This window comes from Vreelandella boliviensis LC1, from assembly GCF_000236035.1.
GTDB lineage: Bacteria > Pseudomonadota > Gammaproteobacteria > Pseudomonadales > Halomonadaceae > Vreelandella > Vreelandella boliviensis.
In genome coordinates this window covers 1,585,680-1,599,118 of record NZ_JH393257.1, presented here as the reverse complement: position 1 = coordinate 1,599,118, position 13,439 = coordinate 1,585,680, and the positions used below count along the sequence as shown (strand labels likewise).

General features: G+C 55.7%; 12 protein-coding genes. 6 read left to right on the top strand and 6 right to left on the bottom strand.

The window, feature by feature from the left end; translation table 11 throughout:
• Positions 1–114: 114 nt before the first annotated feature.
• Positions 115–1,440, bottom strand: a complete 1,326-nt coding sequence (locus KUC_RS07155) for an MFS transporter (RefSeq protein ID WP_007112487.1) — start codon at positions 1,438–1,440, stop codon at positions 115–117.
• Positions 1,441–1,671: 231 nt separating this feature from the next.
• Here KUC_RS07155 and KUC_RS07150 point away from each other — a divergent pair, with 231 nt between their 5' ends.
• The 3 genes from KUC_RS07150 to rnk all read left to right on the top strand — a co-directional run bounded on the left by KUC_RS07150 (position 1,672) and on the right by rnk (position 4,356).
• Positions 1,672–2,148 carry a LabA-like NYN domain-containing protein gene (locus tag KUC_RS07150; RefSeq protein ID WP_007112486.1) on the top strand — a complete coding sequence of 159 codons (477 nt, stop codon included), beginning with the start codon at positions 1,672–1,674 and terminating at the stop codon, positions 2,146–2,148.
• 330 nt (positions 2,149–2,478) lie between these two features.
• A complete protein-coding gene (gene gdhA / locus KUC_RS07145; protein WP_007112485.1) occupies positions 2,479–3,831 on the top strand; it encodes an NADP-specific glutamate dehydrogenase in 1,353 nt (450 codons plus the stop codon).
• Positions 3,832–3,942: 111 nt separating this feature from the next.
• Positions 3,943–4,356 carry a nucleoside diphosphate kinase regulator gene (gene rnk / locus KUC_RS07140; RefSeq protein ID WP_007112484.1) on the top strand — a complete coding sequence of 138 codons (414 nt, stop codon included), beginning with the start codon at positions 3,943–3,945 and terminating at the stop codon, positions 4,354–4,356.
• Positions 4,357–4,417: 61 nt separating this feature from the next.
• On the opposite strand, the gene KUC_RS07135 is transcribed toward rnk, so the two are convergent.
• Complete coding sequence (locus tag KUC_RS07135) at positions 4,418–4,792, bottom strand: homocysteine S-methyltransferase family protein (protein ID WP_007112483.1); 375 nt, start codon at positions 4,790–4,792, stop codon at positions 4,418–4,420.
• Positions 4,793–5,108: 316 nt separating this feature from the next.
• On the opposite strand from KUC_RS07135, the gene KUC_RS07130 reads away from it, so the two are divergent.
• Positions 5,109–5,963 (top strand): sensor domain-containing diguanylate cyclase, encoded by an 855-nt coding sequence (locus KUC_RS07130; protein WP_007112482.1) that lies wholly within the window; start codon positions 5,109–5,111, stop codon positions 5,961–5,963.
• Here the strand turns inward: KUC_RS07130 and KUC_RS07125 are convergent.
• Positions 5,960–6,619, bottom strand: coding sequence for a GntR family transcriptional regulator (locus KUC_RS07125; protein ID WP_007112481.1), 660 nt, complete (start codon positions 6,617–6,619; stop codon positions 5,960–5,962). The two genes, KUC_RS07130 and KUC_RS07125, sit on opposite strands and share 4 nt — an antisense overlap.
• Before the next feature lie 106 nt (positions 6,620–6,725).
• Between KUC_RS07125 and KUC_RS07120 the strand changes: the two genes are divergently transcribed.
• Positions 6,726–8,768 carry a TonB-dependent receptor family protein gene (locus KUC_RS07120; RefSeq protein WP_040479812.1) on the top strand — a complete coding sequence of 681 codons (2,043 nt, stop codon included), beginning with the start codon at positions 6,726–6,728 and terminating at the stop codon, positions 8,766–8,768.
• A 91-nt stretch (positions 8,769–8,859) separates the two neighbouring features.
• The gene (locus tag KUC_RS07115; RefSeq protein WP_141243416.1) at positions 8,860–10,008 is read left to right on the top strand and encodes an ABC transporter substrate-binding protein; all 1,149 of its coding nucleotides are present in this window, start codon (positions 8,860–8,862) and stop codon (positions 10,006–10,008) included.
• 75 nt (positions 10,009–10,083) lie between these two features.
• Here the strand turns inward: KUC_RS07115 and argE are convergent, their stop codons facing one another.
• From argE to KUC_RS07100, 3 genes are read right to left on the bottom strand one after another with little or no spacing between them, the layout of a single operon-like run.
• A complete protein-coding gene (argE, locus tag KUC_RS07110) occupies positions 10,084–11,256 on the bottom strand; it encodes an acetylornithine deacetylase (protein WP_007112478.1) in 1,173 nt (390 codons plus the stop codon).
• Positions 11,247–12,005 (bottom strand): FadR/GntR family transcriptional regulator, encoded by a 759-nt coding sequence (locus KUC_RS07105; RefSeq protein WP_083825749.1) that lies wholly within the window; start codon positions 12,003–12,005, stop codon positions 11,247–11,249. The genes argE and KUC_RS07105 overlap by 10 nt, the downstream gene beginning before the upstream one ends.
• Complete coding sequence (locus KUC_RS07100) at positions 12,002–13,417, bottom strand: YfcC family protein (RefSeq protein WP_040479810.1); 1,416 nt, start codon at positions 13,415–13,417, stop codon at positions 12,002–12,004. The genes KUC_RS07105 and KUC_RS07100 overlap by 4 nt, the downstream gene beginning before the upstream one ends.
• Positions 13,418–13,439 lie beyond the last annotated feature (22 nt).

Sequence of the window (13,439 nt, the reverse complement as noted above, 5' to 3'; positions counted from 1 at the left end):
AACTCATACAAAAGCTACCATCGGTTGTACAAAACTTTTCAGCGCCGACTTTTCCGTCACGCAGAGCAATCGAAATCGCTCGCTATTTTTTTCATGCGACCTACAACACAACATTCAAGGCGCATCTTTCTCTTCTTCCTCGGGTTCAATGGACTCGTTGGCTTCGATGGGTTCACCATTTTCATCCAGCAATTGGTAGTCATAAGCTGCCTGAAGGCCGGTATCTTCCACTATCGGCTGCTCTTCTGGTGCTTCTTCCACCGTTTCGTCTGTCCAGTCAGCCCAGTAATCGATATGGCCTGGGTAGATGGGCGATAGCACCGCAACCAGAATGCCCACCACGGAGAAGATCGAAAACGCTTCCGCATAGCCAACGCCATCAACCAATACACCAACCACCGGAGAGCCCACTGCCTGGCCAAGTGCACAGGCCATAAACGGCAGTACTGGCCCCATTGATAGCCGCCCCGGCAATAGCCGAATACCCGTCATCAGATACAGCCCCGTTAAACTCATATAGGCAAGTCCAAAGACCATCGCGGAAAACATCGCCAGCGGCAACTGACTGGGGCTAGCGGCCAGCAATGCCAAGCTTGAAGACAGCATCATCAGCATCAATGCCTGGGTAATGGGCGGGTTATTGCGGTCGGCTAAATCACTCACCACGGCGCCGCCGAGCCCAGCAATACCCACCGCAAACCACAGCCAACCGGTTTGGTTAGCGGGCAGCGCACCCAGGGTAACCGCCAGGTCGGGGGCGAAAAGCCAGTACGGGGCAGACACAAAGCCCATGGCGAAGGCGAATAACGTAAGCCGAATGAGCCGCGACCACTGCAACCGGGTGATGGGCGCCGGCGGTGCCGCGTTAGCGGGAATCACCCGTGACACTGAAGGAATGAAGTACCACGCCGCCGCTACCCCCAGACCGGTCAGAACGGCAAAGATCGTGTAGGTCAGCCGCCACGCGTCCGCAAGAAACACCACCGTCGGCACTGCCACGATAATCCCCACGCTGGTGCCTGCGTTCATAATGGAACTGACACGCCCGTGCATCGTCCGGCTCACCAGCGCCTGCATCGCGGCGGTGAGGGCGGGCATCATCAAACCGGTGCAGATACCGCAGATAAACACCCCCACACCCAGCGCAAGTGAGCCTGAGGCCTGGCTGATCAGCCCCAGACCAGCCACCCCAAAACCACCCGAAAGCATTGCCAGATTACGCGCACCGAGTCGATCAGCGGCAAGCGGAGCTACCAGTGTGGCCAGCACGAAACTAATAAACGGCAGTGCCCCGATGATACCAATGAGGTACGGCGTGAGACCCAGCTCGGCGCTAATGGAGGGCACAAACAGACCAAACGCAAAACGTGCCAGCCCGTAACTAATCGCGACCAGCGCGGCACCGAAGATGGCAAACCCTATGTTCGACAAGGTTCTCATACTAAATACTCCTCGGCTGCGTGTGACATAAAAGAAAATTCCCCTGTTAGCCTAGTGGTCACGTTGCTTATCTGCACATCACGGTGTCGATATTGGATACGAACGGGGCGCTTTACGGCTTGGTTCGGCAAGCTATCGGGATTGCTGTGGCGATAACCCTCATGGCAAGCAGATACATTTATCCACGCAAACCGTTTAAGCTGATGACTAACGAGAAAAAGGCTACTTGTTATGACCAGCGTGGCGATATTTGTCGATATCCAGAATGTCTATTACACCGTTAAAGAGTCGTATCGACGCAACTTTGATTACAACAAGTTCTGGGCCCAGGCAACCGCTAACAGAAAGGTGGTGAAAGCGTTCTGCTACGCCATCGATAGAGGCGACCAAAAGCAGCGAGAGTTTCAAAACATACTCCGAGCGATTGGTTTTGAGGTAAAGCTGAAGCCTTTTATTCAGCGTTCAGATGGCTCCGCAAAAGGCGATTGGGACGTGGGCATCGCGCTCGACGCCATTGAATACGCCGAACAGGCAGATGTGATCGTACTGGTATCCGGCGATGGCGACTTTGATCTGCTGGCCAATAAAATCCGTGTGAAATATGCAAAACGAGTCGAAGTTTATGGTGTCCCACAGCTTACTGCAGCGTCACTAATCAATGAGGCCAGCGAGTTTATCGCGATCGATAAGACGCTTCTGTTGAGTTAATTTTTATTCAGGAAAAGCATTTATACGGACTTTGATATTTTTTTTCGAAAGCAAACCACCGCAAAAGATCGGGGGTGCCATGTTGTCGGCTGGCAGTGTATTTCGACGCTATAATAAACTTCAACCGCTGCAAAACGTTTATCCATCGTTTACTGGGTTATGAGAAATAACTGAACCAAACCTTCCCGATGCATACTTTCGTCTAAATTCCCTAGCCTATTTACCCATACCGAACCTGCATAGGCTATGCACAGCAGCATGCTGCCAGTTAAATATTCCAACGCTCTGGCCAGCCAATACTCTGTTGAATAACGATGAAGATATGCCCCGATGCCTTACGTTCACGATACGCTGACACGACTTAATAAAAGCAGTCCTGCACAAGCCGAATTCTATCAGACCACCAAAGAAGTGCTGGAATGCCTGCGCCCGCTCCTCGAGCAGAGCGACTACTACCACCAACACAGCATTATTGAGCGAATAGTCGAGCCCGAACGGCAAATTATGTTCCGGATAAGTTGGGTAGATGATGCTGGGAGAGTACAGGTCAACAAAGGCTATCGCGTACAGTTCAACTCTGCCCTTGGCCCTTACAAGGGCGGCTTACGATTCCATCCCAGCGTTACCTCGGGCACCATCAAATTTCTCGGCTTTGAGCAAATTTTCAAAAATGCGTTAACCGGTTTGCCGATCGGTGGTGGGAAAGGCGGCGCCGATTTTGACCCCAAGGGAAAATCAGATAACGAGATTATGCGCTTTTGTCAGGGGTTCATGAGCGAGCTCTACCGTCATATTGGCCCCCACTGCGATGTACCTGCCGGCGATATCGGCGTCGGTACTCGTGAAATTGGCTATCTCTTTGGTCAGTACAAACGGCTCACCGGCCACTATGAAGGCGTACTCACCGGCAAAGGGCTGAACTGGGGAGGCTCGCTTGGCCGCAAAGAGGCCACCGGCTACGGTGCAGTGTACTTTGCACAAAACATGCTGGCTGCCCGCGGAGAAGAGTTGCGCGACAAAACCTGCCTCGTTTCCGGTGCGGGCAATGTAGCCATCTATACCATTGAGAAGCTATACGAGTTGGGCGCTAAACCAATCACCTGCAGCGATTCACGTGGCACTATCCACGATAAAAACGGGATTGATTTAGGCTTACTCAAACAGCTCAAAGAAGTGCAGCGCACCTCTTTAGAAGCCTACTTACATGAGCATCCAGAGGCGCACTACATTTCTGCGCGTGATTACCCCCAGGATGGACATGCCGTATGGCGTATTCAAGCTGATGCGGCCTTCCCCTGCGCGACGCAGAATGAGCTATCCGCAAGCGATGCGGAAATACTACTCGCTAATGGCATCACGTGTATTAGTGAAGGTGCCAACATGCCCTCTACCAAAGAGGCCGTCGACCTGTTCCTAGAGGCTAAAATTGCCTATGGGCCTGGCAAGGCCGCCAATGCAGGTGGCGTTGCTACCAGCCAGCTGGAAATGGCGCAAAATAGCAGCATGGAACAGTGGTCACTGGAAAAAGTCGACCAGAAATTAAAACAGATTATGGCTAATATTCACCGCCAGTGCGCCGACACCGCCGAAGAGTTTGGGGATAAAACAAATTTGGTACTAGGCGCCAATATTGCAGGCTTCAGAAAGGTGGCTGATGCCATGATTGAACAAGGCGTCACCTGATCGTCTTTATTTTATACATCGCTTATACTGTAAAAGTACGCAGTCCTTCCTTTATTGGGAAGGGCTGTTTTTTTATTGGTTTAAACTTATTGCTTTCTAAGGAGAGTAATCATGGGACAACGTCCTGCTATTATTATTAACCGTCTTGATGCCGAACGCCTCCAGCGCTTGATCGACAATGCATCCGCTAAAGACATGGCCGTGGCTCAGCTACTTGAGGAAGAGTTATCGCGAGGCGAAGTCTGCGACCCAGAAGATATTCCGGATGACGTGGTCAGCATGAATAGCCAGGTTCGTTTCACCGACCTCACCCGTGGGCTTAAGATGATTCGGACCCTGGTTTACCCGCACTCCCTGGAAAGCGTAGCGGACGGCATTTCGGTCATGGCACCCATTGGTGCGGCATTGATCGGCCTCAAAGTGGGCGACATCATCGAATGGCCGCTACCTAATAATACCGAAACACGGCTGCGTATCGACGCTATTTATTGGCAGCCCGAGCGCGAAAAGCAGTTTCACCGTTAAGCCGCGCAAGGGAACGAGCTGACATCGGATAAAGAAGACGTCGATTAGCTGCTGCTAGTCGTTACCCTCTTTCGCTCAAGCGCTTGGCCAAAGCAGCAATATGGGCGGGCCCCACTTCGCAGCAGCCGCCAATGGCCGTTGCCCCCTGCCCAAACCATTTTATTGCATGCTCGGCGTAGGCAGCAGGATCAAGATCCGTGCGCGACGCTAGCTTATCGACGGTACTGCCGGGCTGGAGCGGCGCCACGGAGATAAAGCCGTTCGCGTAGCCGCCGAACGGCACGCTGAGCGTAGCAAGTTCACCCATAGCAGTCGTCACCGCTTCGGGCGCTGAACAATTGACCATTATTCGCTCTGCACCAAGGGCCGCGACCTCCCGTGCCGCATTGGCAAGCGACTCCCCAGAGCGCAAGCGCGTACCATCGCTGTCATCCACAGTGAAAGCCACCCATACCGGGCGCTGATGGAAGGTACAAACAGGCCAAATGCAAAACGCGCCAGCCCGTAACTAATGGCGACCAGCGCGGCACCGAAGATGGCAAACCCCATGTTCGACAAGGTCTTCATACTGACTACTCCACGGCCGCTTGCTGCATGAATAGAAGTCCACTTAGCACATTGTCGTAGCAACCATCGTGATGAGCAATGTAGATGGGCGGTCATTTAACGAAGTAGTTTTCGAGATAATGGCTATCGCCCCCCCTTCGCGATTGCTCTATAGTCGAGGGACGCTAACCGGATTACTCCCACCTATGGCCGTTGACCTGCAAGCGCTCTACCCCAAACTGATTCATCTGATGCTGGACACTGTCTTCGTTGTCGATTCAGATAACCAGATCATCTTTGTGAGTGATGCCTGTGAGACACTGCTCGGTTACCTTCCCGACGAATTGATCGGCACCTTGATCACCCACTACATGCACCCTGACGATTTAGCGGCTACGCGGGACTCCATTGCTCGTGTGATGAACGGAAAGCCCCACATGGATTTCCGCAACCGCTACATCCGCAAAGACGGCGATATCGTACACATCCTCTGGTCTGCCCGCTGGTACGAGGACGAGGGCGTTAGGATCGGTGTCGCGCGAAACGTGACCGCCCTTATGCAGGCCGAAGAGGAACTACGCTACCTCGCCCATCATGACCCGCTGACCAAACTGACTAACCGAGCGCTGTTCTATGATCGGCTGGTCTCGGGCTTAAGCGCTGCCCATCGCTACCAGAACAGCCTAGCGCTGCTGTTTCTGGATATTAACGACTTCAAAGGCATCAATGATGTTCATGGACATGCGGTGGGAGACCGCGTGCTCTGCACGGTAGCCAGACGTTTGGAAGGCTGTGTACGAGAGACGGATACGGTCGCTCGCATGGGCGGTGATGAATTCACGGTTCTGTTAACGGACATAAAAACAGTGAACGCCATTGAGGAAAAGGTCGAGCAGATCCTAATGGTAATGAACGAGCCACTGGGGGCTGAATTCGGTGACGTCAGAATGCCAACCTGCAGCATCGGCGTGGCCAGCTACCCCGCCGACGGAAGAGATGCCGACACCCTGCTAAGCCATGCAGACAGCCATATGTATCAAATCAAAAAGCGCAATCGCTAGCGGTCAAAGCGCTCTTGCCACGCTGTTAAGTGGCGCTGTACGACACCCTGTAGCCCCAAAACATCGCCAGCGTCTATCGCTTCAACCATCGCATAGTGCTCGCGTATACTACGCTCGACCCCGCCAGCCTTGGGCCATCCCGGCCCGGCCCCACGCATGCCCTGTTCACGCAGCCAATTCACTTGATCGGCCAACTGCCGATTGCCAGCAAGCACTGCTAGCGCTCTGTGAAAGGCATGATTGCTGAGAAACATGGCTTCACCATCGCCCTCACTGGCAGCGTCTTCAAATTGGGCACAAGCCTGCCTAACAGGTTCCATCAATGACTCAGTTCGGCGTGCCATCATCAATGGCGCCATGGCAAGTTCCACCACTAGGCGAGCTTCAGTGAGTTCCAGGCGCTCTTGGTGGCTCCAACGCCTAACCCGATAGCCCCGGTGGGGCACATGCTCAATGGCCTCCGCTTCCGACAAACGCTCCAGGGCACCTCTCACAACAAAGCGGCTGACGCCATAAAGCTCCGCAAGGGCATCTTGACGCAACCAACTATCAGCGGGAAAACGCCCGCCCCCCATACCGATTCTCAGCTGCTCCTGTAGCCAGCTTTGGTCTTTTTCTTGACGTGCGGTCTCTTGCCGTACTGAAGCCTGATCCATTCCTAAGCTCTCCTTTGCACTTCACTCTAATAACTTCTTGCAGATTGGCGCCAATTATTTATGATACCCCACTCGCTTATGATAATCATTAACAAAGGAACATCGTATGCATTACCTTCGTGTACTGCCTTTGGCTATCGCCGCTGCCTCTCCACTGGCTTGGGCCCAGCAACATGAGCCTACCAGTGAGCTAGCCACCTTAGTGGTGTCCAGCGACTGGTTAAGCGCCACGCGCGCTGACCCGCAGACCACGCCAGGCGCACGCCAGATATTGGCGGGTGAGGCGCTACACGGTGGCGATATTCGTCAGCTCGAAGATGCGCTAGCCCGGGTACCCGGTATCCACGTACAGGATGAGACCGGCACGGGCGTACTACCAAATATCGGTATCCGCGGTTTATCACCGCGCCGTAGCGAGCGGGTACAAATCCTGGTCGACGGCATTCCGGCAGCCCTGGGGCCCTACAGCAATATCGGTGTTTCGCTATTCCCGGTAACACTCCCCACGCTAGAACAAGTTGACATCGTGCGGGGTGGCGCGGCGGTTCACTACGGCCCAAACAACGTGGGCGGAGTGCTCAATTTCGTCACACGCGGCATCCCCGCAGAGAAGGAAGCCCAGTGGCGCGAGCGCCTGACGGTGGACGACGCCACCGGCCATGTGCTCAGCGATCATTACCTGCGCGCAGGCGGGCAAGTGAGTGACAACCTGGGGCTCCAGTTTCAAGCCAACCTGATGCGCGGCAAGGGTGGGCGCGAGCGCAGCCAAACGCAGGTCGATAATTTCATTTTAGATGCCGATTACCAACTCAATGATGAACAATGGGTCGATGGCCAACTGCAGTACTACAGCGTAGACACGGATCTACCTGGCGCACTAACGCCAGACTCCTACGCCCAAGACCGCAGCGATTCTCAGCGTCCCTACGACCGTTTCGAGGCGGATACATGGCGAGCCCACGCGACCTGGCATTGGCAACCCAGCAACGATATCGAGATAAGTTGGCGCCAATTTGGTCACCAGAGTGACCGAACCTTCTGGTTTGGCCAAAACTTGAGCGGTGCGAGCCATTGGTCTGACCCAGGCGAGCCAGCCACCCATGTCGCCGACTCCCCGCGCAGCTTCTCAGTATGGGCCAGCGAGCCCCGCGTCGCTTGGCAGTTGGGTGATCACACTCTGATGATGGGCGCTCGCTATTTAGAGGAAAATGTCGACTTTGATGTCAACCGCCGTACGGTCGGTAGTGAAAGTGCCGCCCCGGTTCGTCGCTGGGACTTTGAGACCCGCGCAATGGCCGCTTACATAAGCGACACTTGGCAGCTAGGCGGTGGCTGGGAAGTAACCCCAGGTATTCGTTACGAGCATGCAGAGATGGACTACGCCGATACCTTAAATGGCGGTCGCGATGAGAACAACGCCGCTGCCTGGCTGCCCGGCCTGACCATCGGCTATGCGGCCAACGAAGCGTGGTATTTGTTCACTTCCGCCCAACGGTCGTTAACCCCGGTGCAACTCGCGCAGATCACCAACCCAGGCGATGTATCAAACGAGACAGCCTGGAACCATGAGTTTGGGGCACGTTACCAATCTGGCCCTTGGCAAGCAGAGGCCACGGCGTTCTTAATCAACTACGAAGATCAGGTCGTCAAGCAGCCAGATAATAGCCTCAAGAACCTCGGAGAAACCCGCTACCAAGGGCTAGAAACACGATTGGCCTGGGTGCCGAACACCCTGCCCTTCAGCCTGGAAGGAACCTGGACCTGGCTCGATACGGAGCAGCGCAATGGGGAGTTGGCCGGCAACGAGGTGCCCAACGCACCCAATCACTTGCTCAACCTAATGGCGCGCTGGGAACAGGGCCGCTGGTTCGGCAATGTCGGCGCCCGCTACGTCGATAAAAGCTTCGCCGATGCAGCCAACACCGCCCAAGAGACTGCGAACGGCAGCACCGGCCCATTGCCTGATTACTGGTTAGTCGATACCAGCTTAGGCTACCGACTGCCATTCGCCAGCGCAGCAAGCTTAACCTTGGGCGTGCACAACCTGACCGACGATGATGCCTATTTCCGCGGGGTAGACACCAGCCCGGTGGGTCGTGTGCCGTTACCAGGGCGCGCCTACAGCTTAGGATTGGATGTCACCTTTTGAGTCGACGGCGGGCTGCTGACATCAGCCCGCCAGCACGCGCTGTTTTATAAAGACCGTTCTGTATAGGTCATGTTTGATTAAGGAACGAGGTATGTCCGCTTTGTTTAAGCGTCGTCTAAGACAACGACTATGGCACTTATGCTTGATGATTTTGACGGTTAGCCTGGCGATGCCAGCACTGGCGAGCTCGCTGGAGGTAACCGACTTGGCTGACCGCAAGGTTCTATTGCCCGATGACCCACAACGAGTCATCTTGGGCGAAGGTCGGCTGCTTTATACCCTTGCCGCCCTTCAGCCTGACGACCCCTTCCAAGACCTTGTGGGTTGGCGTGATGAACTCATTCGCTTCGATGAAGACGTCTGGCAACGCCTTCAGCAGCGCTTCCCCCACGCCGAACAGTTAGCCCGTTTTGGCAAAGCGGCCACCGGTGAATTCGATCTCGAACAAGCCATTGCGCTTAAACCAGACGTGATTGTTTTTGATCTGAGCGCTTGGCCTGCATTACGTGAAGGCTCGGCGCTAGGCACATTGGAGACAGCCGGGATAGCGGTGGTATTCGTGGATTTCTTGACCCAAGCAGACCAGCATATGGTGCCCAGCCTGAGGCTGATGGGACAAATCTTCGCTACCGAAGCGCGAGCCGAGGCACTAATTACCATGCGTCAGCAGGCGCTTGAAGACGTCGCCAAGCGCCTGCCTAAGCCTCTACAGCGGCCGGATGTTTTGATCGAAACAGCGGCGGGGTTGCATCCAGAGTGCTGCCGAAGCGTCGGTGATGACAACCTGGGCCGTGTGGTGCGATTGGCTGGCGGGCATAACATTGCCGCTGAGCGACTGCCGGGCCTGTTTGGTCAACTGCACACTGAATGGATACTGTCTCGAAATCCCGACGTCATCATTCAAACTGGGGGCGACTGGCAGGTATTGAGTAGCCGCTCGATTCCACTGGGCTATGACGTCTCCGAGGACGAGACCCGCGCCGCCATGCGGGAATTGATCACGGCGCGGCCAGGGTGGTCGACGCTCAAAGCGGTGGAATCAGGCCACGTGCATGCGCTGTGGCACCTATTCTACAACACACCCTTTCAGTTTATTGCCGTTCAGCAAGTCGCGAAGTGGCTACACCCTGATGCCATGGCAGACCTGGCCCCTGCCGCAGCTTGGCAATCTGTACACGAAAACCTACTGCCCTACCCGCTGGAAGGCACTTTCTGGGCCGACTTGGAACCTTCGCCGTGAGGGCTTGGCAGCCTGCCAACGACGTTCTGAGGCGGATCACGGTGTGCAATCATTGCATTGAAGTAGATACCTTTATCAGCTTACGGTCATCTTCTCACCTAGCGCCCGCATAAAGCGGCTGCCCGCTTCAAGCTGGTCGATGTCGATATACTCATCGGGCTGGTGGGCCTGGCTGATGCTGCCGGGGCCGCAGATCACTGTGGCCAACCCTTCGCGCTGGAACTGGCCAGCCTCGGTGGCATAAGCCACCGCGCCGCCCACCGCCTGCTCACCGAGCAGCATGTGGCATAGCGACAGTGCTTCGACATTGTCGCGGTCGGCCAGCGCCGGCACGGTGGCATTCAGCGTCTCGGTGACGATGTTGGTTTGCGGGACGCGCTGCTGCATCTCGGCTTCGAGCTGGCTAGCGTAGTCGGTGACGCGGCCTAGCAGTTCGTCGACACTGTCCTGGGGCAGATGGCGAATCTCCCAATCGAAGCTGCACTCCCGGGCCATAATGTTGGTCGCCGTCCCGCCGGCGATCTTGCCAACGTGAAGGCTGGAGTGCACCACGTTGAAGGCCTCATCCACACGCCCCTCCGCCTTGAGTTCACTCATAACGTCTTCGATCTTGGTGACCAAGCGTGCCGCCACGTGGATCGCCGAGACTCCCTGATTGACTTGGCTGGAGTGGGCGGCATGGCCGGTTACGGTGGTGCGCAGGTTGGTGGCGCCTTTTTGCGCCACAACCGGTGCCATCGAGGTGGGCTCGCCGACGATTACCGCTGCCGGGCGCGGATGGTCGGCCATCAAACGCTCGATCATCCGCGGCGCGCCCACACAGCCGATCTCCTCGTCGTAGGAGAGCGCTAGATAGATCGGTTTGGGCAGCGCTAGCTGAACCCAGCGCGGCACCTCAGCCAAGGCGCAGGCGATAAAGCCCTTCATATCGCAGGTACCGCGGCCGTAGAGGCGACCATCGCCCTTGTCAATCAGCTTGAATGGATCACTGGACCAGGGCTGGCCGTCCACCGGCACCACATCAGTGTGCCCCGACAGCACCACGCCGCCTTCGACGGCGGGGCCGATGCGCGCTAGCAGGTTGGCCTTGCTGCCATCATCACTATCTATGCGCCAGTGCTGTACACCGTGTTCATCTAAGTAGGCCTCAACCCACTCGATAAGCGCTAAGTTGGAGTCGCGGGACACAGTGGGAAAGCCCACGAGTCGATCAAGCATGCTGGAAGCGTTGGGCGTTGTCAGGGACATCGTGGATCCTCACTTGAGTCATTGGAGGGACGGCCGCACTCGGCCACAGCGGCTACCTTGGCCATATAATCTTCGGCGGCCTCCATATGGTCATACATTAGCTGCGCGGCGCGCTCGGCGTCGCGGGCGCGAAAAGCTTCAATTAAATCAAGATGATAATCGTGACCGTAATAATTCAGATCAATGCCGGTCAAGGCTGGGTCGTACTGCTGGGCAACCACTACCTTGAGCAGCAGGCCGTTCAGAAACTCGATCAGAAAGCGCAGTAACGGATTGGGCGAAGCAGCGGCGAGTAGATTGTGGAAGTTGATTTCATCTTGCCTCTCCGAAACACCGCGCCCGTCGCGCCGATAGCTACAGCAGCGCCCGGCGGTGGCCGTCAACTGGGCCAACGCTTCCTCGCTGAGTAGCGGCGTTACCTGGCGCGCCAGTGCGGGTTCCAGCAGCTTGCGAAGTGCGTAGATGTCTGGAATCGACAGATCACGACTAAAGCAGAAATTCCATAGCATCTCATTGGCTGTGTCGGCACTGACTTCGGTGACACCGGCCCCTCCTCCGGGGCCGCTTTTTACCCGTACCAAGCCCTGAGTTTCGAGCGACTTCAACGCTTCACGAAGTGTCCACTTACTGGTTGAAAAACGCGCAGTAAGGGCGGACTCGTTCTCCAATCTGGCGCCGAGTGGCAACTCACCGGACAGTATCCGTTGCCGCAACCCTTCAGCTATCTGATCTGAACGCTTCTGACTCATGCAGGCCCCCAGCCAATCATTACCGCAAACGCCAGAAACCCCCAACAGAGCAGAAATATCTTGACCAGCAGAGGGAAGAAGAAGCGCACCCAGCGGTCATAGGGTACCCGAGCGATCGCCAGCATTGCCAAGGTGCCACCAGAAGTGGGGACTATCAAATTCGTCAGACCATCGCCAACTTGGAATGCCAGAATCGCGGTTTGGCGGGTCATACCGATCAGGTCCGACAGCGGAATCATGATAGGCATGGTGGCCATAGCCTGCCCACTACCCGAGGGGATAAAGACGTTGATGACCGAGTGCACCAATGTCATCGCCAGCGTTGACACCAAAACCGGCAGCCCGGCTAGCGGCTCGGCCAGCCCATGGACGATAGTGTCGCCGATGCTTCCTTGCTCAAGCAGTACCTGGAGGGCGCGCGCCAACCCAACCAGCAGAGCACCGGTACAAACCGCAGCAGCGCCCTCAAAGAAGTAACGATTGATGTCGGTGGGTGAGAGTTTAGCCATCGCGCCTATGGCGATCGTCATGGCAACGAAAACACCAGATATCTCATTGATATACCAGCCATGAGCGAAAACGCCGTAGAGCATAATACCGAGGCCAACGACAAAGGTGCCGATGACGCGTAGATCTGAAGCCGATAGTCGATACTCGCTGATTGGCTTATCAAGCGACACATGTTGTTCGTCACTTTCAAGCAATGATGCACTTGAGTCCTCACGCAGACGCTTCATGTAGCGACTGGTGTGATGGGCCAGAAGCGCCAGAGCGCATAGGCACAGCACGCTTCTCAGACCGGCACCCGAGAACATCGGCAATTGTGCGATTTGGTCGGATACGCCGACGGTATAAACGTTGATCGGTGAAGTCGCGAAGCCAATACCAACGCCACCGAGGGCGATCGCCGTGCCCACCAGCCGGTCACCTCCCATGGCAAGCCCCAATAGAACGGCAAGAGGAATCAATGCAATGTTGTTCTCATAGCCGACCGCGACCCCCAAGGCGCCGAAGACGAAAGTCATCAACCATATCAATATGGAAGGACGCTCGTGCCCCAACCGCTTTACCAGTGTGCCGACCAGATTCTCCAGTGCACCGGTGGCTTCCATCACTCGGAACAAGCCACCACCGATGAAAACGATAACGATGATGCTCGCAGCACCGATCATGCCAAGTGGAATGGAATGAAAGATCGAAAGGAATGATGGGGCCGCCTGATCAATGAGATGGAATGTCCCAGGAATCACCGCACTGCGACCATTGATATCATGGCGATCATAGCTACCAGCGGGGATGATCAGCGTTAACACCCAGACCACGCAAATCAGACAGAAGATAAGAATGGCGGGATGGGGAATACGTTGATACCAAGGCTTACGAGACGTTATGACCGCATTATGTGCCTTCATGAGCACCTCCTTTTTGATATTG

What these genes read in the sequence shown, in the direction of transcription:
- rnk (WP_007112484.1), top strand. Translation starts at nt 3,943, where the DNA reads ATGGGACAACGTCCTGCTATTATTATTAACCGTCTTGATGCCGAACGC.
- KUC_RS07100 (WP_040479810.1), bottom strand. Translation starts at nt 13,417, where the DNA reads ATGAAGGCACATAATGCGGTCATAACGTCTCGTAAGCCTTGGTATCAA.
- KUC_RS07105 (WP_083825749.1), bottom strand. Translation starts at nt 12,005, where the DNA reads ATGAGTCAGAAGCGTTCAGATCAGATAGCTGAAGGGTTGCGGCAACGG.
- KUC_RS07150 (WP_007112486.1), top strand. Translation starts at nt 1,672, where the DNA reads ATGACCAGCGTGGCGATATTTGTCGATATCCAGAATGTCTATTACACC.
- argE (WP_007112478.1), bottom strand. Translation starts at nt 11,256, where the DNA reads ATGTCCCTGACAACGCCCAACGCTTCCAGCATGCTTGATCGACTCGTG.
- KUC_RS07120 (WP_040479812.1), top strand. Translation starts at nt 6,726, where the DNA reads ATGCATTACCTTCGTGTACTGCCTTTGGCTATCGCCGCTGCCTCTCCA.
- KUC_RS07130 (WP_007112482.1), top strand. Translation starts at nt 5,109, where the DNA reads ATGGCCGTTGACCTGCAAGCGCTCTACCCCAAACTGATTCATCTGATG.
- KUC_RS07125 (WP_007112481.1), bottom strand. Translation starts at nt 6,619, where the DNA reads ATGGATCAGGCTTCAGTACGGCAAGAGACCGCACGTCAAGAAAAAGAC.
- KUC_RS07155 (WP_007112487.1), bottom strand. Translation starts at nt 1,440, where the DNA reads ATGAGAACCTTGTCGAACATAGGGTTTGCCATCTTCGGTGCCGCGCTG.
- KUC_RS07115 (WP_141243416.1), top strand. Translation starts at nt 8,860, where the DNA reads ATGTCCGCTTTGTTTAAGCGTCGTCTAAGACAACGACTATGGCACTTA.
- gdhA (WP_007112485.1), top strand. Translation starts at nt 2,479, where the DNA reads ATGCCTTACGTTCACGATACGCTGACACGACTTAATAAAAGCAGTCCT.